22 protein-coding genes and 1 tRNA gene are annotated in these 23,548 nt (G+C 37.1%); 15 read left to right on the top strand and 8 right to left on the bottom strand.

Features of this window, described 5'->3' with window-relative positions; genetic code table 11:
- Positions 1–288 precede the first annotated feature (288 nt).
- The gene (locus tag H6G44_RS06930) at positions 289–861 is read left to right on the top strand and encodes a hypothetical protein (protein WP_190484270.1); all 573 of its coding nucleotides are present in this window, start codon (positions 289–291) and stop codon (positions 859–861) included.
- 170 nt (positions 862–1,031) lie between these two features.
- Complete coding sequence (locus H6G44_RS06925) at positions 1,032–3,794, top strand: ATP-binding protein (RefSeq protein ID WP_190385371.1); 2,763 nt, start codon at positions 1,032–1,034, stop codon at positions 3,792–3,794.
- Between the two features lie 44 nt (positions 3,795–3,838).
- Here H6G44_RS06925 and recG read toward each other — a convergent pair whose 3' ends face one another.
- On the bottom strand, positions 3,839–6,304 hold the full coding sequence (gene recG / locus H6G44_RS06920) for an ATP-dependent DNA helicase RecG (protein WP_190385372.1): 2,466 nt from the start codon (positions 6,302–6,304) through the stop codon (positions 3,839–3,841).
- Between recG and H6G44_RS06915 the strand changes: the two genes are divergently transcribed.
- Positions 6,304–6,447, top strand: coding sequence for a hypothetical protein (locus tag H6G44_RS06915; RefSeq protein WP_190385373.1), 144 nt, complete (start codon positions 6,304–6,306; stop codon positions 6,445–6,447). The two genes, recG and H6G44_RS06915, sit on opposite strands and share 1 nt — an antisense overlap.
- Positions 6,448–6,502: 55 nt before the next feature.
- Here H6G44_RS06915 and H6G44_RS06910 read toward each other — a convergent pair whose 3' ends face one another.
- The 3 genes from H6G44_RS06910 to rpsB all read right to left on the bottom strand — a co-directional run bounded on the left by H6G44_RS06910 (position 6,503) and on the right by rpsB (position 9,604).
- Positions 6,503–7,345: a hypothetical protein gene (locus H6G44_RS06910; RefSeq protein ID WP_190385374.1), complete on the bottom strand. Its 843-nt coding sequence runs from the start codon at positions 7,343–7,345 to the stop codon at positions 6,503–6,505.
- Positions 7,346–7,788: 443 nt separating this feature from the next.
- Positions 7,789–8,733 (bottom strand): translation elongation factor Ts, encoded by a 945-nt coding sequence (gene tsf / locus H6G44_RS06905; RefSeq protein ID WP_190385375.1) that lies wholly within the window; start codon positions 8,731–8,733, stop codon positions 7,789–7,791.
- 97 nt (positions 8,734–8,830) lie between these two features.
- On the bottom strand, positions 8,831–9,604 hold the full coding sequence (rpsB, locus tag H6G44_RS06900) for a 30S ribosomal protein S2 (RefSeq protein ID WP_190385376.1): 774 nt from the start codon (positions 9,602–9,604) through the stop codon (positions 8,831–8,833).
- 220 nt (positions 9,605–9,824) lie between these two features.
- Here rpsB and H6G44_RS06895 point away from each other — a divergent pair, with 220 nt between their 5' ends.
- Together H6G44_RS06895 and H6G44_RS06890 are read left to right on the top strand one after the other, a co-directional pair.
- Positions 9,825–10,886 carry a D-alanine--D-alanine ligase family protein gene (locus H6G44_RS06895; protein WP_190385377.1) on the top strand — a complete coding sequence of 354 codons (1,062 nt, stop codon included), beginning with the start codon at positions 9,825–9,827 and terminating at the stop codon, positions 10,884–10,886.
- A 90-nt stretch (positions 10,887–10,976) separates the two neighbouring features.
- Positions 10,977–11,495 carry a hypothetical protein gene (locus H6G44_RS06890; protein WP_190385378.1) on the top strand — a complete coding sequence of 173 codons (519 nt, stop codon included), beginning with the start codon at positions 10,977–10,979 and terminating at the stop codon, positions 11,493–11,495.
- Positions 11,496–11,559: 64 nt separating this feature from the next.
- Here the strand turns inward: H6G44_RS06890 and H6G44_RS06885 are convergent, their stop codons facing one another.
- Positions 11,560–14,259, bottom strand: coding sequence for a CBS domain-containing protein (locus H6G44_RS06885; RefSeq protein ID WP_190385379.1), 2,700 nt, complete (start codon positions 14,257–14,259; stop codon positions 11,560–11,562).
- Positions 14,260–14,527: 268 nt separating this feature from the next.
- Between H6G44_RS06885 and psbZ the strand changes: the two genes are divergently transcribed.
- From psbZ to H6G44_RS06860, 5 genes are all read left to right on the top strand, one after another.
- Positions 14,528–14,716, top strand: a complete 189-nt coding sequence (psbZ, locus tag H6G44_RS06880) for a photosystem II reaction center protein PsbZ (RefSeq protein WP_190385380.1) — start codon at positions 14,528–14,530, stop codon at positions 14,714–14,716.
- A 193-nt stretch (positions 14,717–14,909) separates the two neighbouring features.
- Complete coding sequence (gene ribH, locus H6G44_RS06875) at positions 14,910–15,413, top strand: 6,7-dimethyl-8-ribityllumazine synthase (RefSeq protein WP_190385381.1); 504 nt, start codon at positions 14,910–14,912, stop codon at positions 15,411–15,413.
- 89 nt (positions 15,414–15,502) lie between these two features.
- Positions 15,503–15,574 (top strand) — tRNA-Gly (locus tag H6G44_RS06870).
- A gap of 187 nt (positions 15,575–15,761) precedes the next feature.
- Entirely contained in the window at positions 15,762–16,169 is a 408-nt protein-coding gene (locus H6G44_RS06865; RefSeq protein WP_190385382.1) for a hypothetical protein, read from the top strand.
- A 4-nt stretch (positions 16,170–16,173) separates the two neighbouring features.
- Positions 16,174–17,439 (top strand): glutamate-5-semialdehyde dehydrogenase, encoded by a 1,266-nt coding sequence (locus tag H6G44_RS06860; RefSeq protein ID WP_190385383.1) that lies wholly within the window; start codon positions 16,174–16,176, stop codon positions 17,437–17,439.
- A gap of 241 nt (positions 17,440–17,680) precedes the next feature.
- On the opposite strand, the gene H6G44_RS06855 is transcribed toward H6G44_RS06860, so the two are convergent.
- Positions 17,681–18,112 carry a DUF29 family protein gene (locus tag H6G44_RS06855; protein ID WP_190385384.1) on the bottom strand — a complete coding sequence of 144 codons (432 nt, stop codon included), beginning with the start codon at positions 18,110–18,112 and terminating at the stop codon, positions 17,681–17,683.
- A 296-nt stretch (positions 18,113–18,408) separates the two neighbouring features.
- Between H6G44_RS06855 and H6G44_RS20510 the strand changes: the two genes are divergently transcribed.
- Complete coding sequence (locus H6G44_RS20510) at positions 18,409–18,573, top strand: DUF29 family protein (RefSeq protein ID WP_313885299.1); 165 nt, start codon at positions 18,409–18,411, stop codon at positions 18,571–18,573.
- Positions 18,574–18,614: 41 nt separating this feature from the next.
- On the opposite strand, the gene H6G44_RS06845 is transcribed toward H6G44_RS20510, so the two are convergent.
- Positions 18,615–19,697 carry an ATP-binding protein gene (locus H6G44_RS06845; RefSeq protein ID WP_190385385.1) on the bottom strand — a complete coding sequence of 361 codons (1,083 nt, stop codon included), beginning with the start codon at positions 19,695–19,697 and terminating at the stop codon, positions 18,615–18,617.
- Between the two features lie 60 nt (positions 19,698–19,757).
- Here H6G44_RS06845 and H6G44_RS06840 point away from each other — a divergent pair, with 60 nt between their 5' ends.
- Positions 19,758–20,417, top strand: coding sequence for a Uma2 family endonuclease (locus tag H6G44_RS06840; protein WP_190385386.1), 660 nt, complete (start codon positions 19,758–19,760; stop codon positions 20,415–20,417).
- Positions 20,418–20,469: 52 nt separating this feature from the next.
- Here the strand turns inward: H6G44_RS06840 and ndhN are convergent, their stop codons facing one another.
- Entirely contained in the window at positions 20,470–20,946 is a 477-nt protein-coding gene (gene ndhN, locus H6G44_RS06835; RefSeq protein ID WP_190385387.1) for an NAD(P)H-quinone oxidoreductase subunit N, read from the bottom strand.
- Between the two features lie 854 nt (positions 20,947–21,800).
- On the opposite strand from ndhN, the gene rplC reads away from it, so the two are divergent.
- The 3 genes from rplC (at position 21,801) to H6G44_RS06820 (ending at position 23,484) form a co-directional block, all read left to right on the top strand.
- Complete coding sequence (gene rplC, locus H6G44_RS06830) at positions 21,801–22,439, top strand: 50S ribosomal protein L3 (RefSeq protein WP_190385388.1); 639 nt, start codon at positions 21,801–21,803, stop codon at positions 22,437–22,439.
- A 102-nt stretch (positions 22,440–22,541) separates the two neighbouring features.
- Positions 22,542–23,174 (top strand): 50S ribosomal protein L4, encoded by a 633-nt coding sequence (gene rplD / locus H6G44_RS06825; RefSeq protein ID WP_190385389.1) that lies wholly within the window; start codon positions 22,542–22,544, stop codon positions 23,172–23,174.
- Entirely contained in the window at positions 23,167–23,484 is a 318-nt protein-coding gene (locus H6G44_RS06820) for a 50S ribosomal protein L23 (RefSeq protein WP_190385390.1), read from the top strand. The genes rplD and H6G44_RS06820 overlap by 8 nt, the downstream gene beginning before the upstream one ends.
- Positions 23,485–23,548 lie beyond the last annotated feature (64 nt).

Genomic DNA, 23,548 nt, shown 5'->3' with positions numbered 1-23,548 from the left:
AAATCAGTTATGTTCATTGGATGGAAGATATTATGAAATGTTGACATTTTTACCCTTGATAATACTAGTATACTTAAATATGTAAAGTTTTGTAACGACATTCAACATTTCTGGGTATGTCGTAAACGCACCAGTGCAGAAACAGCCTATTTTGAAGAAATAGAAACCGAAATACAGGAAAAAATCCAAGAAAGATTAGAGCATTTTTGGAGTCAAGGAATCAGCGGTAGTGATTTCTTTATTTCTGCTATTGGTCCTGCATTAGAAATAGTGGGAAAATATGCGACTGTGGAAACCTACGCAGGAGAGACCATAGCAGCAGCAACTCTATTAGAATTTATCCGTAAGACTGTTAGTGAATACGCATTAACTAAAATTCTCAAAAACCCCCAAGAACTAGGAGGAATTGACCCCCAAACCCGATTTTATTTACTATGGCGCTGGACATTTGGTAATAGTAAAGTCATATTTGACGAAGGACGAAAATTAGCCTCAGCTTGTGGTATAGAAATTACGGAATATTGGAATAAGGGATTTATTAAGAAAGATAAAGAATTTATTACTGTCCTCAGTCCCAAGGACAGAGATAAAAAATTTATTGACCAAGAAAAACTAGAAAACATGATTGATATCCTGCATCAAATGTTATTATTATGGGAGAAGAATAATAGAGAGAAAATTACAGAACTTTTAACCAACACGGGACAATTAAACAATAATGCCTTTTGGCAAGTAGCACAATCTATTTCTGAGGTATTACCAGATGGTGATAAGGAGAAGCAGATGTTACAAGGTTTACTTTATGGACGGGAAAGTTATCAAAAAGGGGGAAATGAAGCTAAACAATTAGGGTTATTTTAATTAGGACTTACGCAAAAAGAACCGAAAGTAGGGGTAATTCATGAATTACCCCTACGCAAGAATAAGGTGTTCAGCCACATCTTATGTAAGTCCTATGAATGTTGGGTTTCCTTCCTCAACCCAACCTACGGTAAATATAGTCAATCAAAAATCAACAGGAGAAAAAAACAATGACATTACCAGCATGGTGGAATATTGCCACCCCAAGAAAAGAAATTTGTGACGGGACATTTAACGAATCATCCTTTGCTGTGGATATTGTAGAAGTGGTTAAAGGTACAGCACCCCAAGAATATTTAGACGCTCGTTTATTCTTTGAAAAAACCTATTTAACTAGCGGTTTACAAAGATTAATTTGTAACGTTTTAACCTGTATAGCTAATAGTACGGGAGATAAAGTTATTCAACTACAAACCCCTTTTGGAGGTGGTAAAACCCATTCTTTATTAGCAGTTTATCATCTAGTTAAATCATTTCATGAAGTCAAGCATTTATCCCAAATTCAATCTTTAGCTAATAACTTATCAATTCCTAGTACCAAAGTTGCGGTATTTGTAGGAACAGAAGCTGATGTAATTAATGGTAAAACTCCCTGGGGAGAAATAGCAGAACAACTGGGTTGTTATCATTTAATTAAAGACCATGACCAAAAACGTATTGCTCCCGGAAAAGAGATTTTAAGAGAAATCATCAAACAAAGTGGCTCAGTTTTGATTTTAATAGATGAATTATTAGCATATATTACCAAAGCTAACGAATTAGAAAAACAGGAAAAAATTGCCCAAGGACAAACGTTAGTCTTTTTACAAGAAATTACGGAGGTCATTGCTGCTTCTAGTAATTCCGTATTAATTTTAACTTTACCAAAAAGTGATTTAGAAAAATTTGATGAGGCTGCAACTAGAGCATTATCTCAATTAGAAAAAGTATCGGGTAGAGTAGAGAGTATTTATGTACCTGTAGATGGTATAGAAATTTATGAAGTTGTCAGAAAACGGTTATTTGACAATATAGGAGATATTAACCAACATAAACAAACAGCAGAAACCTATTTTCGTCTTTATCAACAATTAGGTAATGATGTACCCTCGGAAGTTAAAGAACTTAGCTATCGGACTAAAATAGAACAAGCTTATCCATTTCATCCCGAATTGATAGATACTCTGTATGAAAGATGGGGTTCATTTCCTAAATTTCAACGAACTAGAGGAGTATTAAGACTATTAGCAGAAGTGATTAAGGACATTTATAAAAAAGGTGCAGACCCTTTAATTCAATCATCACAAATAAATCTGGCAAATCCCATATTAAAGCGAGAACTAATTAAACATATTGGTGATCCATTTGATAGTATTATTACTTCCGATATTATGGGTAAATCTCAACAGATTGATAGAGATATGGGGAGTGAATATGAAAAATATAATATTGCGTCTAAATTAGCAACGGGAGTGTTTTTCTATTCTTTTAGCGGTTCAGACAGAAGAGGAGTTAATTTATCTTGGTTGAGAATAGCCCTACTTAATGATAATATTCCTGCCATGATCATTGGAGATGCTATAGCGAAATTAGCAGATAATCTTTGGTATTTTCATGAGGAAAAACGTCTTTATAGCTTTAAAAATGAACCCAATTTAAACCGGGTTATTGTTGATAAGGAGCAGTTAATTGATGATGAACAAATTACAGATAAATTACGGGAATTAATCAAAGCACAGCCTAAGGGTAAATTTTTTGAAACTCATATTTGGAAAGAGTCTAAGGATATTCCTGATCATACTAAGTTTAAATTAGTGATCTTACATCCTAATTATAAAAAGGGAGATCAGGAAACTGAGCAATTTATCCAGGAATTATTTAGCAATACTTCTTTTCGCGTTTATAAAAATACTGTATTTTTAGTAATTGCAGATGCTAATAGTTATGTAACACTAGAAACCAGATTAAAACGTTATCTAGCGTTAACTGCTATCACTGAAGATCAAGACCTGAAAAAGAATCTTTCCTTATCATCTAAAACTGATTTACAGAACAAACTGAAACAAGCGGAAAAAGACATAGTAGATGGTTTGATTGTAGCTTATCGTCATCTAGCATGGTGTGGTCAAAATACTATAGATTATATAGGTTATAATGATTTTAGTACAGCTACAAAAGCAGAAGGTAATTCTTGGCTAGAACGGGTAGAAAATCATCTCAAACATCAACGATCAATTAATGCTAAGATTGCAGCAAATGTACTTTTAAATAAAGGATTGAGTGTTAATGAAACTGAGAAAAGTTTACAGGATATTTATAATAACTTTCTGAGAACTCCTGGACATAAACCGTTATTAGAAAATGAATCAGTCATTTTAGAAGCAGTGAAAACAGGAGTTAAAGAGGGTAAATTGGGGATTAGATTTAATGGTCAACTTTATTATCAAGATGACGACGACAATCTGAATGAAATCACATTAGCAGCTATTGTAGTACGTCCTGAAGTTGCTCAAGCGGAAAAAGCACAGTTACAAACTCAATTCGATAATAATTCAAATAATAATAATAATAATAATCCAGATTTTCATAGCAATGAAACAAAAGAAAATACAAGTCAAACTTCATCAGGTAAGCCAACAATTGAAAATCCTCTAGTAAATACTAGCAAAGTTGAAACTACATCTGGAACTTATAATATCAATCCTTCCAGTGAAACAAAAACTAAAGTTAAAAAAGTCAAATTCAAAGCAGATTTACCTTGGAGTAAACTATCTAATCTAGTTCGTGGTGTAATTACACCACTTCAAGCAGGAGCAGCCAACATCAAAATTACCATTGAAATCGAAGCAGAATCAAGCCAGGGGTATGACCGTCACACACTAGACAATACAGTAAAAGAAACCTTGAAACAATTAGATTCAAAAATTTTGAACTGGGAAGAAGACGAAAAATAATATACTCACTTGAATAGGAATAAAATGGCGAATCTACAGTTATTTTACGTCAAAATCGCGCCACCCATTAACCGCTCATACCTATACTTTAACTCATCCTGCATTAACGGCCAACGCGCTAAACTTGCATCCATATCAATCACCTTTTCCGCTGCTTGTCGCGCTAACAGCAAAACGTCCTCATCTTCCACCAAACTCGCTAAAGTAAAATCTGCTACACCAGATTGACGAGTTCCCATCACTTCCCCCGGACCGCGAAACCGCATATCCATTTCAGAGATAAAAAACCCATCTTGGGACTGTTCCAATACTTTTAAACGTTGTTGGGCATCTGCACTTCTGGAACTACTCATTAATAAACAAAATGATTGCGCTGCACCCCGTCCTACACGACCCCGCAATTGATGTAATTGTGATAAACCGAATCTTTCCGCGTGTTCAATCAACATTACAGTAGCATTAGGCACATCTACCCCCACCTCAATCACGGTGGTAGAAACGATAATTTGAGTTTCATTGTCCCGGAATTTGTGAATAGCTTCCTCTTTTTCCGCTGAATTCATGCGTCCGTGCAATAACCCAACTTGAAAATCAGGAAAAACGCTTTCTTGTAATTTTTGATGTTCGTCTACAGCCGAACGCAAATCTAATTTTTCTGACTCTTCTACCAAAGGCAAAACTATATAAACTTGTCTACCTTGGACAACTTCTCGACGGATTAAATCATAAGCTTGGGTTCTTTGATGACCGTTCAATAAAGTGGTTTTAATTTGTTGTCTTCCAGGTGGTAATTCATCAATTTGACTAACATCTAAATCCCCATGTACCGTTAATGCCAAAGTGCGAGGAATAGGAGTTGCAGTCATTGTTAAAACATGAGGTTGTTCGCCTTTTTGTTGTAACTTTGCCCTTTGTTGTACCCCAAAACGATGCTGTTCATCTATTACCACTAAACCCAATCTTTGAAAATTAACTTTATCTTGAATTAAGGCATGAGTCCCAACCAATAAAGGTAATTCACCAGTTTCTAATTGAGAATGAATTTCTCGTCTTTTAGCTATTTTTGTCGAACCTGTTAATAATTCCACAGGCAAATGTAGCAGATTAAACCAACTCACTAACTTACGATAATGCTGTTCTGCTAATACTTCCGTAGGAGCCATTAACGCCGCTTGATAACCTGATTGAATTGCGGCTAAAATAGCCATAACAGCAACAACAGTTTTACCTGAACCGACATCACCTTGAACTAAACGATTCATGGGTGTAGCTTTTTGTAAATCGGTGAGAATTTCATTAATAACTCGTTGTTGTGCACCAGTAAATTTAAAGGGAAGAATTTTCTGGAATTTTTCTAATAATTTTCCCTTCGGTGTAAGAATAGCACCAGTTTGAATTGCTTTAGCTTGTTTTTGACGTTGTAACAAACCAACTTGTAAATAGAAAAATTCATCAAATACTAAACGACGACGAGCAATTTTTAAAGAGTCGCTATCTTTGGGAAAATGAATATTAGGAATAGCCTCTTTTAATTCCATTAAATCATATTTCTCTCGTAAACCTTTCGGCAAAGGATCTTTTAAATTAACTACTGCCGTTAAAGCCGCCATTACAGCTTGTCTGACAGTATTAGCTACTACTCCCTCAGTTAAGCTATAAATAGGCACAACTCGTCCAATAGTTAAAGAATCAATAGCATCTCCAGGACTTGCTAAAACTTCCAATTCTGGGTTATCTAAAGTTAACCCATATTTACTACCTTTGACTAACCCACAAGCCGCCAACATACTACCTACAGGATAGTTGCGTTTTAATGTTTCCTGCCAACCACGACTAGTAAAACGCGCACCTGCAAAAAATCTGCTAACTTTAATTTCTCCTGTATTATCCTTGAGAATTAATTCTAAAATTGATAATTTTTTATTTTTAGGACTGGTAAAGAAATTAAATCTTTTTACCCTGGCTATAATAGTTACTGTTTCCCCTCCTGCTAATTCACTAATATTAACTTGACGGGCATAATCAATATGATCACGAGGATAATAAAACAGTAAATCCCGAATAGTATGTAAATCTAATCGGGCTAAACTTTCAGCTTTTTTAATACCAATTTCTGGTAAACTGCTGAGTTGTTGTTCAATTTTTGGAACTATTGTCTTGTTGATTTCCCCAGCAATTGGAGTTTTCGGCTGTTGATTTTTAAATTCGTAAATTTTTTTGGGTGGTTTAGTTGTTAATTCTTCTTGCAGTTGATTAATATATCTTCTAACTTCTGTTACTAAATCCCTTTTTTCTGCTAACGCCAAATTTCGATAATTGGCAAATTGTATTGCTATTTCTTGCCAACGACAACGTTCATTTGACGGTAAAGTAGTTGGGAAATTACCAAAAGTCAAACAAAGAAATTCACTAAAGCGGTATTGTTTACCCACTAAGTCTATAAAGCCATTTTCTGCCTCAAAAGCTAAGGCTTTATGCAATCTTATCCAATCAGGTGTTTCATTAGTCATTGGTCATTTATTGGTCATTGGTTATTGGTTATTGGTCATTTATTGGTCATTTATTGGTCATTGGTCATTGGTCATTGGTTATTGGTTATTGGTTATTGGTTATTGGTTATTGGTTATTGGCAGTATCCAGTTTTGACGGATAGAATTTTTTGATCAACTATAATTTTTAATTTTGCATTTTTAATTCCCTCCTGGGCGCTAATCCTGAAACCAACTGGCACGCCAAGCTGCTTCAGCTTCAGCAATCTTAATTTCTCGTTGTCTTTTTTGATATTCTCGTCCTAATTTATTTAGTTGCACTAAAATACTACGGATTCCCTTGCGTTCTGACAAGAGTATCGCGTCAGCAAATTCTATTTCACCTAGTCGCAAGTAAATAGCCATAATTTGAGTGAAACTGGAATCTTCGGAATCTTCCTCATCACTAATTTCTATCACTAAGTTTAATAAATTGGGAGGGCTGGGTATCATATTACTAGAAGATTCAGAGGAAGCCGCAGCAGCAGTTGCAGCAATTAAAACTGGTTCCGGTAGTTTTTTCGGTAACACCCCGGTTTTCTGAATTAAAATATTAGCCGATTGGGAGGCTTTGTTCAAAGTTTCTTGAATCGCTTCTTCTAAATTTTGTTGCCATTCCGCTAGTTCTATGGGGTTAGAAGGATCTAAGATTTTTAGTTCTTTTTCTGCGTTTTCCTCCTCTTCTTGTCCAGTTTCCTCGTTTTTCTCAGTTTCTACAATTGTTTCTATTTGCGTAACTTCTGGAGGTTGAATATAACTACTTAATTCTTGAGCCGCTTGTTGACTTAATTGCCGAATACCTTGTTGTAATTTTTGCCGTTGATTTAGTGATAAGTTCAGAAATTCATGGGGATACCCCTGGGTACATAGATAATAACTAGCCAAGATCAATTGTTTTTGCAAGGCTGATCCGAGAATATGTATATATCTAACATAAGCTAAATTGAGTTCTTGGGCGATCGCTCTAATCGCCTCTTTTAACTCAGTAATATCTTTTTCTATCCGTTCAATTGCTCTAGCCATAAGTTTAAGCTTATTTGTTGTCAGTTGTTAGTTGTTAGTTGTTAGTTGTCAGTTGTCAGTTGTTAGTTGTTAGTTGCTTTCTATAGTACAAATATAGGGAATTTTCCATCAATAATCATCATTTAAACAAAATACAGGCCAGCGTGCTGTGCATGGCCTGTAATGAGAATATTTATTATTGACATACTCACCGACCTGAAGGTGCGGTGATTCTTGACACTTCAATGAAACACGCCACAAGTGGTCTTATCGTCCCTCCATGTCCGTTTAAAGTCTCCCAATGCCATAAGGCGACTATGACCAAATTTTAACATAAAGCCGTCCTAGAAGGACGGGGCTTGTGTCCCGTCTTTTCGGTCAAAAGTAGCAGTCCATAATCAGCAGCCAATTATTAAATACCATATTCTTAACAACTGATCACTGACCACTAACTAAGAACAAAATTACTTAGCACCAATTTGGGCAGCAACTTCATCAGCAAAGCTAATTTCCTTCTTCTCAATGCCTTCACCGAGTATATAACGTACAAAGCGACTAACTTGAATTTCTCTGTCAACTTTAGATTTTACTTGCTTCACCAAGTCTTCTACCGAAATACTTTGATCACGGATATAAGGTTGATCTAGTAAAGTCATTTCCTTAAGGCGCTTGTCAATTCTACCTTGAACAATCTTTTCTCTGATGTTCACTGGTTTGTTAGCCAAATCATCCTTACCCATTTCGATGTCTTTTTCTTTTTGGACAACTTCCACAGGAATTTGATCTACACTAACATACTCCACATTAGGACAAGCGGCAACTTGCATGGCTGCATTTTTAGCTAAACCCTGTAAGTCTTCATTAGTACCAGCTAAAGCACCTGGAGTGGTCAATTCCACCAACACACCAACACGACCACCAGTGTGAATGTAGCTGTCTGCTATTCCTGGTGTGTCACTAGTAAAAGAGAAATTCACAAAGCGCCGAACTTGAATATTTTCACCAAGAGTCGCAATTGTTTCCTTGATAAATTCATCCACACTCACGCTCTCCTTGCCAATATAGGGTTGAGCTAATAAAGACTCAACACTATCAGTAGTTGCAGCTTGTTGTGCTAATTTCTTAACCAAGTCCTTAAAAGCATCATTACGGGCAACAAAATCAGTTTGACAGTTTACCTCTATAAGAACACCGACTTGTCCATCAGGTCGAATATAGGTGTCTACCAAACCTTCTGCGGCAATGCGACTGCTGCCCTTGTCAGCCTTGGCAATCCCCTTTTGACGTAACCAGGTTGTGGCCGCCTCAATATCACCGTCATTTTCCTTCAGTGCCTTTTTGCAGTCCATCATGCCAGCACCGGTTTTTTGGCGTAGCTCTTGGACGAGTTTTGCAGATATTTCCGCCATGTTGCCTCAATTCCTAACTTGACAGATACAAATATTAATTAAGATTCTAAGATGAACAGGACTCACCTTAGAATCTTTTAATCCCGATTACAGATACTTATTCTTCGCCTTCTGATTCAGGTCCATCACCTTCATCATATTCGTAGTCTTCATCAGCGTAATCATCATAATCTTCTTCCACTTCTAGCTGACCATGACGGCCTTCGTAGATAGCATCTGCTAATTTACCGACAATTAGCTTAATGGATCTAATTGCATCATCATTAGCTGGGATAGGAATATCGACAACGTCTGGGTCACAGTTTGTATCCAACATGGACACAATGGGAATACCCAATTTTTCACATTCTTGAACTGCGTTATATTCCCGCTTCTGGTCAACAATAACCACGATATCAGGGACTTTCCGCATATTTTTAATGCCGCCCAAGTATTTTTGTAGCTTCGTCATTTCCCGACGTAGCATGGAGGCTTCTTTCTTTGGTAATAAATCCAGTGCGCCGGTTTCTTCTCTCCGTTCTAAATCTTTGAGACGCTCGGCTCTGGTTTTAATAGTTGCCCAGTTGGTCAGCATTCCCCCCAACCAACGTTGATTAATGTAGTGAGAACCACAACGCAGGGCTTCCTGGGCAATGATTCCCGCTGCTTGGCGCTTAGTGCCAACAAACAGGAATTTTTTACCTTGCTCTGACTGGGTTCGCATATAGTTATATGCGTCATCCATCAACTGGGCTGTTTGTACCAAGTCAATAATATGTACACCATTCCGGGAGGTGTAGATATAGGGAGCCATTTTCGGGTTCCAACGTCTGGTTTGATGACCAAAGTGAACACCTGACTCCATCATTTGAGCCAATGAAACTACTGGCATATTTTGTTACTCCTATTCGGGTTAAACCTCCATCTAGGTGCATTTCTCAATTTAAGAAACACCCGAACTCCTAGATGTGCGGATTTTAGACAACTGTACTAGGGTAACACAAATATTTTCAGTTTTGTAGTAAATTTAATATTAAATTAAATATTCCCTATTCCCTATTCCCTTTTTTTGGTGATAATAGAAATCGCGGATCTGTGGAGATATATAAAAAATGACTAAGTTAAAGGTGGGTTTGCTATTTGGTGGACGTTCTGGAGAACATGAAGTTTCAATAAGTTCGGCCCGGGCGATCGCTCATGCTCTGAGTTTACAAGAAAATGCTGATAAATATGAAATTTTACCTTTCTATATTCAAAAAGATGGTGTTTGGCAAGCAGGACAATTCGCACAGCAAGTTTTAACCTCTGGTGTTCCCCAAGAAGTCCCCTCTATCACCCCTAATTTATGGCAATTTCCACCCGAAACAGCACAAGTTGAGGTTTGGTTTCCCGTTCTTCATGGTCCCAATGGCGAAGATGGCACAATTCAAGGTTTACTCACTTTAACCCAAATTCCCTTTGTTGGTTCTGGAGTTTTAGGTTCAGCAACGGGAATGGACAAAATTGCTATGAAAATGGCCTTTGCCCAAGCGGGATTACCTCAAGTAAAATATATCGCTGTAACTAGATCACAAGTTTGGTCAAATGCTTGTGTATTTCCAAAACTATGTGATCAAATTGAAGCCACATTGGGCTATCCTTGTTTTGTAAAACCTGCTAATCTAGGTTCATCGGTAGGAATTGCCAAGGTGCGCTCTCGTCAAGAATTAGAAACAGCTTTAGATAATGCCGCAACCTATGACAGAAGAATTATTGTCGAAGCTGGAGTTATTGCTAGGGAAGTTGAATGTGCAGTTTTAGGTAATGATAATCCTAAAGCTTCTGTCATTGGTGAAATTACTTTTGATAGTGATTTTTACGATTATGAAACTAAATATACCCCAGGAAAGGCCGATTTATTTATTCCCGCAAAGTTACCAGATATGGTAGCACAACAAATTCAAGACATGGCTTTACAAGCCTTTGCTGCTGTTGATGCCGCTGGCTTATCTAGAGTAGACTTTTTCTATGTGGAAGCTACTGGGGAGATTTTCATCAATGAAATTAACACTTTACCAGGATTTACTTCTACAAGTATGTATCCCCAACTTTGGGCTAATACTGGTATACCTTTTACTCAATTAGTAGATCAATTAATTCAATTAGCAATTGAAAGATATTCTCCAATTAATTAAGGGGATTAGGGATAAAATATAGCGGATTAGGTAAGAGAGGAAAATATATTTTTTCCTCTTATCTTAACTATAATTTGTGTGATTAATAGAATGGATGATAGACAAGAGTTAGAAAAAAATCAAGATCGTAGAAAAATTCTAGTAAATCTATTGAGAAAATACCTTGGTATCTGGTTCTTGACTTTATTCCTCATTCCTCTATGGGTGACAATTTTTGCTTATTATCAACTGAGTTATATTAGTTATGTTCCCCAGAAACAATCAGAAAAAACCCCATTTATACCTATAAAATCAACTATTTCTACATTTTCTGACACTAGTAATCCTCTACCTCTATGGTTGATTATTGCTTTTATTTTCTGCTGTTCTAGTGGTTTGTTTGTAATTTTCTACTTACTACATAACTCAAGAGAACGCACAAAATCTAGTCAACGGAATCACGAACATAAAAAATTTCATTCCCAAAAATCTAATAAATCCACAAATTTTCCGTCTCTACCGTCTAATAAGAAAAATTTGCTGATTATTTTACCTCCTGAAAAGGTTTATCCCCTCACAACAGAATCTATCAGAAAATTACTGAATATACAAGATTCACCATTTCTCTAAAAATTTGGAAATACAAGAATTTCCAGACTTTTAAATATCCTGAAAACTAGTAAATATGATTCTTTTATCCAGCATAATGCTTGACTAAAAATTCTTTGGCTTCTGCTTCATTCTTAATTATACCATCTACAGTCGCAATTAATAAATCATCAAGCATTTGCTTATATTGGGGACTAGGTTTATAACCCAATTGTTTTAAATCATTCCCATTTAACAGCGGTTGAATATTTCCCCAATTTGTTAAATATTGCCAAATTCCTCTTCTAATTTTTCGGGGACTTTGTAAAGCAATTAAAATTAAAGTTTGTAAATCATACTTTCTCAGTAAATAGACAGTTTGACTGGGTTTTTCAAAAGTGGGTAATAATCTTATTACCTCAGATTGAATTTGAGATAATTTTTCTAATCTGCTAATACTATCATCAGCTAATTGGAGATTTTTAGCAACTTTACCGCGATATTCTGGTTTTAAATAAGCTATTAATAGCTCCAGACGTATTTGCCAATTTATCAAAGTTTGTTTTTTGTCAAATTTTCTTAAACAGTGTTTTAATAAATTTAATTGTCGGTTAAGTTCTATATCTAATTGTAGCGTAGGATGAATACATTGTAAAGCCCCTAAATTATTAAGTAATTCTAAAGCTGATTGCCAATAAGGTGCGGCTAATATATACTTTAATTCAGTTTTTAGTCGAGTTTGCAAAGCTGGAGTTTTACTATTTTCTTGACTAGTACGATTATAAACTCCGCTATTTATAGCATAACGAATATAGTTTTCTGTTTCTGATTCTAGGGAAAATCCCAACCGCACCGCAAACCGCACTCCGCGATAAATTCGCGTTGGGTCTTCAATAAAACTATTAGGATGTAAAATTTTAATTTCCTGATTTTGTAAGTCTATAAAACCACCAAAAAAATCTAATAATTCACCAGCACGAGGAGAAGTTAACCGCAAAGCCATAGCATTAATTGTAAAATCTCGCCGATATAAATCTTGACGAATAGAACTAGCTTCAACTTCTGGATTTGCTGCTGGATAAGGATAAAACTCCGTTCTAGCTGTGGCAATATCTACCCATAATGAATCTAATAATATATCTTTATGCCATAATAAAGCCGCAGTTTGAAAAGCACCATGAATTTCTAATCTCGCATTTTGATAAATGTGCTGTAAGGCTTTAGCTAATTCTACCCCTGCACCGACATTTGCTGTTTTATGAAAACCATCAACTACTAAATCAATATCATTAATTATTAAAGTATGATTTTCTGTTTCTGATAATAGTAAATCTCGTACTGCACCACCAACTAAATAAAGATGCCAACCTCGTTTTTCTGCTTCTTGAGAAGCGATATTAAGTAATTGCCAAAGTTGAGGAGTAAGACGTTTTTCCAACTCATCATTTAGTCCTAATTTTTGAGAATTATTTTCAGTTTTTAATTCTAAATTTTGAATTGTTAATTGATGTAATTCTCTCAAAACATCAGTGCGCGTGACAATACCCACCAATTGTCTATGCTCTAAAACTGGTAATCTGCCAATATCATAAGTTACCATTAAAGACTCAATTTCTGGTAAAGAAGTATCCGGGGTAATAGTCTTTAAATTACTAGTCATATACCCTTTAACTGGTGCATGACCAAACCCATGATGTAAAGCAATATCTAAATCACGTCGGGAAATAATTCCAATTAATAAATCTTGATTATTAACTACAGATAAACCTGAATGTCCATAACGTAATAAAATCCTTTGTGCTTCAGCTATAGTAGTTTCTGGGCGAATTGTTCGGACTGGAGAAGACATCAAATCTCTAGCAATAGGAGGATGGGGAATTTGCGCTTTTAACTCAGCTAATAATTCCTGTATAATAGGCTGGGAATCTGTAGTCCGGAGGTTAAAAGACGCAGCTTGAGAATGTCCACCACCACCATGAGTTTGAAATAAAGAATTAAGATTTGTTTGGGGAATTTGTGTTCTACCAATTACTGTTAATCGCCAATCTTCTTCACTTAAAGGATATTCATTTGCTAATAGTACAGCATCAGTTTCTGTTAAATCAATTATTTCTGAAGCTAAACCCGATAAACCTGGCACAAAATCATCAGTTTTTATCATCACCCAAGCAATAGTATATCCCCGCAAACAAACATATTCTAAATTTTCTAAAGCTTGACTTAATAACTGTTGTAATTGTGGTGATAAACCAGGATCTCGATAAGTAGAAATAACCGATAAATTCGCCCCTTGCTCCATTAACCAAGCCAAAGCTAAAGCATCTCTAGCTGTAGATTGTTTATAAGTCAATGAACCAGTATCAACATGAATCCCCAAAGCCATTACCGTTGCTTGAGCAGAATTTAAAGAAATATTATTTTTTTGCAATTCCTCCACCATTAAGGTAGTTGTCGCCCCCACCTCATCAAGATATAATTGAGTAGTAGGAATATCCCCTTCCTGTCCAAAATGATGGTCATAAACGATAATTTCCTGGATATTAGGTAAATCAAACCAGATAGCAGCCTTACCAAGACGAGCTCGCTTTTGAGTATCAACAACCATTAAAGAGCGAATCTGTTCAGGATTGACAGAACGTCTTTCAATTAAATGATACTCGTCACGATGTAACGCTAAAAAATCCCGCACTGGAGGATGAGCCCCACCCGTCAAAACAATTTTACTTCCTGGTTTAAGACAAGTTAACCCCACTGCAGCCCCCAAAGCGTCAAAGTCAGCAGTTGTGTGACAAAGAATTAAATCCATATATTTAAGTAGGGGCGCAAGGCCTGCGCCCAAAAGTGTAAACTTCAGATCAAAGGTATGGCCACAATTTCCATCTTAATCAATTCCCCAATCCTCAAAAGAAAAAACAGATTGCTAAAGATGTCACCAACTGTTACAAACCAGACGTAAAATATTAATTGATCAGGCGATACCTTGTGAGTTCATAAGGTTCACCGAAAACCCTAAACTGTTTATATAGCAGCAGTTACGGGACAAACTAAGATTTAGTTATGTTGGGAAAAACAAAATGAGCATAGTATTTCAAATCGCTTTAATATCATTAGTCCTGTTCTCCTTCGTGCTTGTGATAGGTGTACCTGTTGTTTACGCCACCCCTCAAAACTGGGTAGAATCTAAAAAACTGCTCTGGGTTGGTTCAGGGATTTGGGCAGTTTTAGTCGTGTTAGTTGGTATATTAAACTTTTTTGTAGTTTAGTTAAATGCTTTAACCATTTACTAGCTCATACCAGACACACACTTAGGAGCAGAAAAGCCTAGGTAAAGAGTCACAAGGAAAAAGAAAGTTTTTCCAGCAGACTTTTTCCTGATTGTGCTTTCCTGCTCTTCTATGTTGACGATAGAAAAGTATATTGGTTAAGCAGCTATTGTAAATTTATTTAGAGGCAGTAATGGCAGTTTTTGAAGGACATTTTCAGCAAACCGAGACTTTACGCTTTGCATTAATTATCGCCCGCTTTAATGATCTTGTCACCCTGAAACTAGTAGAAGGATGTAAAGATTGTTTAAAACGTCATGGTATAGATCCTGATCCTGAAGGTAATCAAGTAGACTATGTTTGGGTTCCTGGTAGTTTTGAAGTTCCCAATGTAGCTCGTCAGTTAGCCATGTCTGGCCGTTATGATGCCATAATTTGCCTTGGTGCAGTAATAAAAGGACAAACACCACATTTTGATTATGTATCCTCAGAAGTCTCTAAAGGCATTGCTGCGGCTAGTTTTCAAACAGGTGTACCAGTGATTTTTGGGATTTTGACCACAGATACCATGCAGCAAGCCCTAGAACGAGCCGGTATCAAGAGTAATCATGGCTGGGAATATGCAATGAATGCTATAGAAATGGCCAGTCTCATGCGTCAATTACGCCCAAATTTACAACCGACCACTGACCACTAACAACCAACAACCGACCACCAAAAAAGATTTTTAATTTAGGGGTTGACAAAGCCAAATAAATCTGGAATAATAAGCTTATTGGTGAGTTCGCGGGTGTAGCTCAGTGGTAGAGCGCAACCTTGCCAAGGTTGATGTCGTGGGTTCGAATCCCATCACCCGCTTTCTGGTTAAAATTATTATGTTAGAATAGGTCTAGAAATTTTCATCTCTACTAAATGATGTATTTTTAGGTTAGGAGTTCCTCCCTAGACCTTTCAATCTATATTATTAATTTTAGGTTTTCCCATACTGATTCTCAGAAAAATTAAGGAATAATCTAAAAAACCGCCCAAGTTATTTATCTCGCTTGTGCAACCTCAAAAACCAGACAAAATTGATTTAAACACGGAGTATACTTGCCCTTGTCGTCGCAAGGGACAATTGATTCCTATTACGCTGACAGAAGCTTTTGGGTGCGATCGCTGTCAGCAAATTTTTGTGGTAGAAGAAGATGGATATGTGCTAGAACAACTATCTACAACCTATCCCTATAAGCGGGCTTGGCGCTGGAAAGGCAATAATTGGCAAATTGTTCAACCTCGCTTAGGACAAAGCTATCTACCAATAACACTAAGCATTATTTTTGTGTTAGTCATTATATGGCTACCATTAGCCCTAAGATTAGCTAATAGTTCCAGTATTCTAGTTTGGGCAATAGTGGCAGTCCTATTGGCAATTCTACCAGCACTAATGGTCTGGCTTACTTACAGACGTTAAACCCATGACAGATGAAGTGATTGATGATTACCCCGAACCCATGACAAGTGCTAAACGCGCTTTTCAAGCTTCTCTGAAATTGGGAACGACTAAGGGGATAGATAGGAGTCGCGCTGTGTTAGCAATGGCACAAGCGATAGAAAATGATTTTGATGAAATTCTCGAAGCTAATACCTTGGATTTAGAAGCAAGTCGAGAAATGGCAGTTCCTGAATTGATTTTGGACTGGTTGAAGCTAACTCCCTCTAGGTTAGAGAATACAATCAAAATTCTGCAACGATTGGGGGAATTATCCGATCCTTTGCGTCGGGTAAGAACTGCTGATTATCAACAGGAAGACTCCCAAAGTTATACCCAGTTAATGCCTTTAGGGGTAATTGCCTTTATTTATGAGGCTTTCCCCGATTTAGGGGCAATAGCCGCAGGTTTTTGTATAAAAACTGGTAATAGTATTATTCTTAAAGGGAGTACGGAAGCTAGTAATTCTAATACAGCGATCGCTAATTCACTACAAACAGCTATTACTAAAGTTGGTTTACCAAAGGGTTGTGTTGAATTAATTACTACTGAACATGGTGCTTCAGTGCGAGATTTAGTTACTCAAGACGAGTATTTAAGTTTAGTTATTCCCTATGGACGTTCTAGTTTAATTCAACAGGTCATTAGACAAGCAACCTGTCCAGTTTTAAAGTCAGCAATGGGTAATTGCTATCTGTATTGGTCAGTGAATAGTAGCTTAGAAATGATTCGCTGGATGATTATGGATAGCCATGAAAGCGAACCAGATCCAGTAAATGCTATTGAAAAGGTTTTAGTGCATCGTCAAGCTTTACCATCTTCCTTGTCGGTGCTGTGGACAAGTTTAAAAGAAAAAGGTTTTGAACTTAAAGGTGATGCTGAATTAGTTGCAGCATTTCCTCATTTACAATTAGCTAAAGATGAAGAATGGGGAATACCTTATTTAACTAAAACAGTAGCTTTTAAATTGGTGGATAATTTAGAAAGTGCGATCGCTTGGATTAACCAATATAGTAGCAGTCATGCTGATAGTATTGTTACAGAATCTTACCTAGAAAGTCGCCAATTTGCATTAGGAGTAAATAGCGCCTCCACTTATATTAATGCTTCTCCTCGTTTTTCCCGTCACTCTTCACGGGGAGAGGCTGTATTTTTAGGAATGTCCAATCAAAAAGGACATCGTCGGGGATTTATTAGTTTGGAAACATTGACGACGGTAAAACATATTATTCAGGGAAATGGACGGTTTTAGGGATAATGTCTGAATCAGGATATCCAGGATTAAAGGATAAACAGGATTTCATTATTTTCATCTCATTCATATTCTTAATATCCTGAAAATCTCAACAAAGGATGAACAAGACTTTTAGGGATAATGTCTGAATCAGGATATCCAGGATTAAAGGATAAACAGGATTTCATTATTTTCATCTTATTCATATTCTTAATATCCTGAACATCCTAAAATCCTGAGCATCCTGATTCAGACAAAATTAATGTTCTTCTCCCAAAATAAAATTCATAGCTCCTTGAATCACCTCATCTTGATTAACAAATTCCCCTAATTCATCTGCTGTATACCTGCCTTCAAAAGCCTCTAAAGCAGCCTTTCTTAAAGCCGATTCGTAAGCATCTTGTAAAGTTTCCAATAACTCATCATCCTGCAAATAAAAACCCTTACCCTTGGGACGTTGATTAGTGCGTTGAATTTGCTTAACAGAATTAAAAATAGAAGTTTCCCAAGACCGAGTAGAACGTTTTTCAGCCCCTTGTTTAATCAAATGTAATAACAAAATAATTCCATAACTAAAAATCTTATTTAACTTATCAGACTTACTCATTTCCTCCAATTCTTCCACCAAATCTAAAGCTTCTAAAACTTTCCCTTCGTGCAATAATTCCTTTAACATTAATAACTCTTCCATACTCCTTTTCTTCCTCTGAGTCTCTATTGTTAAATTGGCATAAGATATACATATATTTTCTATGATAAGCGATCGCTATCAACGCAGCTTAACAATATATCCTGAAAATCCTGATTCTGACAACATTCACCCATTTTCCGTAAATTAAGGTAGAATATCGGATAAATGTTTGGTAATGGAAAAAATTGAGGGAATGGACTTAGAAAAGTATATGAAAAAACGCGATTTGCATCTCATTTATCAAACTTTAGCGATAGAATGGCTAAAAGATTTACTCATTATTTTAGCACAAGTCCATAATAAAACCTTTTTTATCTTTAGAAGAAGCCTTTTCATTAAGTTATCAAGATGGAATTAACTTAGCAGTCAAAGAAACAAACCTCCCCTATAAAACCTTTCCAGAAAATTGTCATTATGAAATCACAAAAATATTAGAAACTGAATTTTTACCAGAATTATAACCTTCTCCCTTTGCACCTTAGCGTCTTTGCGCGAAACCAAATTAACTCAACCGTTCCCGCAACCACAAAGCTAACAAAGGCATAGCTAACCGATAACCATGTTCAGCATCATAAATCAAACCCTTATGCTGTAAACCAGTTAACGCCCCTTGTAGACTTCCACCCCGTGAAAGTCCATGCTTTTGAATATACTCCTTACTCTGAGGTTTATCAGTAGGATCAATAGCCAAAGACTCTAATAAATGTACCTGATTTGCTGGTAACAACATCAGCAAAGATTCATAAGTCATAGATAAATCTTTCAATAATCCCGCCATAGCATTTTGCACATCTTCCTCCCTAATTAAACCATCTGCACAACGGGACGCAGATAACCGCCGAATAATCGCCATTCCATCGCCAATATGTCCCTGTACCGCCTCTAAAAATAGCTGTAAAGCTTGACTATGACAATCAAAGGTGAAACCCTTTGTATGTAAAATTTCCCGCGCCCATAAGGCTACAACGTCCTTAGCTAAAGGAGCTAATTGAATAGTTTCTATCGGATAATTAGCATTATCTGAATGTTGGCTAGATTCAGCAATTGTGGCTATCAATACATAGCTAACATGAGGATATGCCTTAACTTCCTTTCTAAATTTAGTTTCCCATAAACCTTGACGATCCCAAGAACGAATATGGGGAAAACTTACTAAAATCAGTAATATTCGTTGATTTAAATCAATCGCCATTATTTCTAATAAATCTAACAAACTGGCAAAAGCTTGCCATAATTGTTCTTGTTCCAAAGGACGAATTAGTTTGAGTTGACTTTCAGAATTAAAAGTAAAAAATGCCGACCGATTTTCATTTAACCAAATTTGAATTTTTTCTGCTTTCCAACTTTGATTAATCGCTTCTGCTAATAATTGCACAAATCTCTCCGCTTCCGTAGCGCGAATACAGTCTATTTCCAAAATAACCGTATTTACCTCCTGTGCTGCACCTCTAACTAAAGTGCGTCTCCCACTACCAGGAACTCCAGTAATTAACAAATCAGCATCTTTTGCGAGTATTTCAATAATCCGCTGAAACTCTATAGAACGCCCAATTAATTGTAAGGGAGTAGACAAATTTAAATTCACTCGTTTCTCACTTTTGCGTAATATATTATAATAATTATTAACCTAAATTTAAAGGCAACTATGGTTAATACAATTATTAAACCAAACAATATTACCCCAGAAACTACCCCCGCAGAACAGCGAGTAGTTTTTCACAATATCAGTTGGCAAAATTACCAACTAATTTTAACAGCATTAGGGCAAAATCGTTCTTCTCGACTCATTTATGATCAAGGAACATTAGAAATCACCATGCCATTAGAAGAACATGAAAGTGCTACCAGATTAATTGAACTATTTATCCGCATTTTGGTAGTGGAAATGGGTTTAAAAATCAAAACAATGGGCTCAACCACTTTAAATCGTGATGATTTACAAAGAAGTGCTGAACCGGATAATTGTTATTACATTCAAAATCAACCTCAAGTAGTTGGCAAAAAAGTTAATTTAAACGAAGATCCACCACCAGACCTAATTGTAGAAGTAGATATTACTCATACTGACATCAATAAACTTCAGTTTTATGCCAGCATGGGTGTACCCGAATTTTGGCGTTATAACGGTGAAATATTGCGAATTTATCAACTTCAAAATCATCAATATATTGAAGGAGAAAAAAGTCCCACATTTTCTATAATCACCAAAGAAAAACTTTATCAATTTTTGCAACATTGCCAAATAGATGAAGTCCAAGCTGAAAAATCTTTTCGTACTTGGGTACAACAGGAAATACAAAATTAAGACATCCCCAAATTAACCCTAGGGGTGGAGTTTTACCACCCTTACAATTTGCTTAACTAGCTAACAGTGTCTTTTCCAAAGGAGTCCAGCGGAAACTGCGATCGCCACCTCTCTCAATTACCACCTTAACCCGTGGTTCTAACTTAGGCAAATTCATTAAATACTCAACCTCCTGATCAGAAAGAATATATCCCTCAATAATCCACAACACCAACCCCTTAGACTTAGGTGGTAATTGTGCCAAATGAGAACCGATCATTGGTGGTAAATAATATACATCACCCACAGCCGCACCATTACTGTTACTTCTTTTACCTAAATGCGGTGGTCTGACACCATGAACTTGAGTCAGATACGCAGCCACATCACCCAGACCCCTAGCAGTAATATGGAGGCCAACATAGCCAGAAGCCCGTAATCGGCGGAGATACCGACCTTCATAGCCCCCCTCCAGAGGAACATAAACACCCAACGCCCCAAACTTCTCCAAACTGCGGATAAAACCGTTACCAGTGGTAATTAGTGCCATAGATTTTCTTCCTATCCCACTTAAATATCTCTATTATTCACCCTCTAGTGGTAAATTAAGTTAAATGAAAGCGCATATTTTCAACAATCTTGAGAATTAAAAACCGAAATTTGGGTAAAACCACCCACCCTCAGCCCAACATCATAAAAAATCATCAGAAAAACACTAGACAAAAATTGATAAATGATTTATATTATTAGATTGTGACCGAACAGTAGAATTAGATAGCTATCCTTCTGATTGAAAGTTCCTAGTTAGTCCTAGCATCTGAGTTCCTAGTTAGTTTCCCTAAAAGAATAAAACTGGCTGAATGCATCAGAGACTGCTAAACTAAAAAAGCTTTTAGGTCAAATCAAGAGCCAAAGTCATATTCAAGCTCCCACAGCAAATCACTCCCGTAAATCCTAAAAAAAAATTAGGCAACACCTCAAACAATAGTTTAAGGTATTAAAAGAAGTAGTTCTTGAGCAATAATGTTGATTTTATAGCGTTATGTTAAGCCTTGAGAAAATGGATACTGAGAGGGAATAACCACTTAAGTCCGACTACAACGGTAGAGTGCCAAAGCAATTGCTTGGACAAAAGCATTGCTGCACACAGCGCAAAGCCATTAAGCCTCGCATTGGATTACAGAAGTAATACCCTCTCAATAGAGTAGGAGTTATTCCTGTTATTGTGATTGAGTAAGTGAAAATAAACAAATTCACTAAAGCAAAAAGGACAAAAATTGTTGCGTCGCCAAGAATTTGCACTGTCTAACGCCAGTGAAAACTTCCGAAGTGGTGACAAAAAATGTCCCCATTTGACTTCCAGGTTTAGCCCAAAAAAATAAAACGAAAGGAGAACCAGTAACTGTGTCTGTAGGTATTCTCGGCACCAAACTGGGCATGACCCAAATCTTTGATGAAGCAGGAGTATCCATTCCTATTACTATCATCCAAGCCGGTCCATGCACCGTTACGCAAGTTAAAACAAAACAGACCGACGGTTACTCTGCCATTCAAGTTGGTTATGGCGAAGTCAAACCCAAGGCACTGAACAAACCATTGTTGGGACATTTAGCCAAATCATCTGCCCCAGCACTCCGTCATCTAAATGAATATCGCACCGACAGCGCTGGTGATTACACCCCAGGTCAAGAAATTAAAGCAGATATTTTTAGTGCTGGTGAAATTGTAGATGTAGTTGGTACAAGTATCGGTCGCGGTTTTGCAGGCAACCAAAAGCGGAACAACTTTGGTCGCGGACCCATGTCACACGGTTCTAAAAACCATAGAGCCCCAGGTTCTATCGGTGCTGGTACAACCCCAGGTCGTGTTTATCCCGGTAAAAGGATGGCAGGACGTTTAGGCGGTACTCGGGTCACAATTCGCAAACTGACAGTGGTACGAGTGGATACAGAACGTAATTTAATCCTCATTAAAGGAGCCATTCCTGGCAAACCAGGAGCCTTAGTGAGCGTCGTTCCAGCAACTATAGTTGGTAAAAAATAGTCATTTAGTCATTGTTTAGTAGTCATTGGTTAGTGGCAAAAAAAGACAACTGACAACTGACAAAAGACAACTGACAAAAGACAACTGACAAAGGACACAAAGATGGTAGAGAGTGTAATTAAAAATTGGCAAGGAGAACAAGTTGGCGAAACCAGCTTTGACTTACCAGTTGCCAAAGAAACAACAGCGGCGCATATCGTACACCGCGCCCTAGTCAGACAAATGACCAATTCTCGCCAGGGAACTGCCAGCACTAAAACTCGTGCAGAAGTTCGTGGTGGTGGTCGTAAACCTTGGCGGCAAAAAGGCACAGGTCGCGCCCGTGCTGGTTCTATCCGTTCACCATTATGGCGTGGTGGTGGTGTCATCTTTGGACCAAAACCCAGAGATTTCGACCTGAAAATGAACCGCAAAGAACGCCGTTTGGCATTGCGGACAGCCCTGATTGGACGCGCTGAAGACATCATCATTGTTGAAGAATTTAGCAACGAGTTACAGCGTCCTAAAACCAAAGACCTCGTAGCTGCATTAGCTAGATGGGGTGCTGTACCAGAACAAAAGACACTTTTAATTTTGTCAGAAATTGCAGAAAACGTGCTTTTATCAGCCCGTAACATCGAAAACCTAAAACTGATTCCTGCTGACCAGTTGAACGTTTACGACTTACTTCATGCAGACAAAATAGTTGTTACATCATCAACCCTAGAGAAGATCCAGGAGGTCTACAGTGCCTAAACTAGTTGCCACCCGTGATCTACCAGACTTAGTGCGTCGCCCCATTCTCACCGAAAAAGCGACCATACTTATGGAACAAAACAAATACACCTTTGAAGTCATTCCTAAAGCCACTAAACCACAAATTAGAGCCGCCATTGAAGACCTATTTGCAGTTAAGGTCGTCAAAGTCAATACCGCCAACCCCCCACGTAAACAAAAACGTGTAGGTAGATTTATTGGTTATAAACCCCAGTATAAGCGAGCTATTGTCACCGTTGCCCCTGGGGACGAAGAAAAAATTAGAAAAGTTCTCTTCCCAGAAGTTTAAGAATTTGAGATTTGAGATTACCAATAATCGAAAATCCAAAATCCAAAATTGATTAATCCAAAAT

Origin of the sequence: Aphanizomenon flos-aquae FACHB-1287 (assembly GCF_014698755.1) — a bacterium.
Lineage (GTDB): Bacteria > Cyanobacteriota > Cyanobacteriia > Cyanobacteriales > Nostocaceae > Dolichospermum > Dolichospermum flosaquae.
Note: the sequence above shows the minus strand (reverse complement) of the source record. Positions and strands in the feature narration are given on the sequence as shown.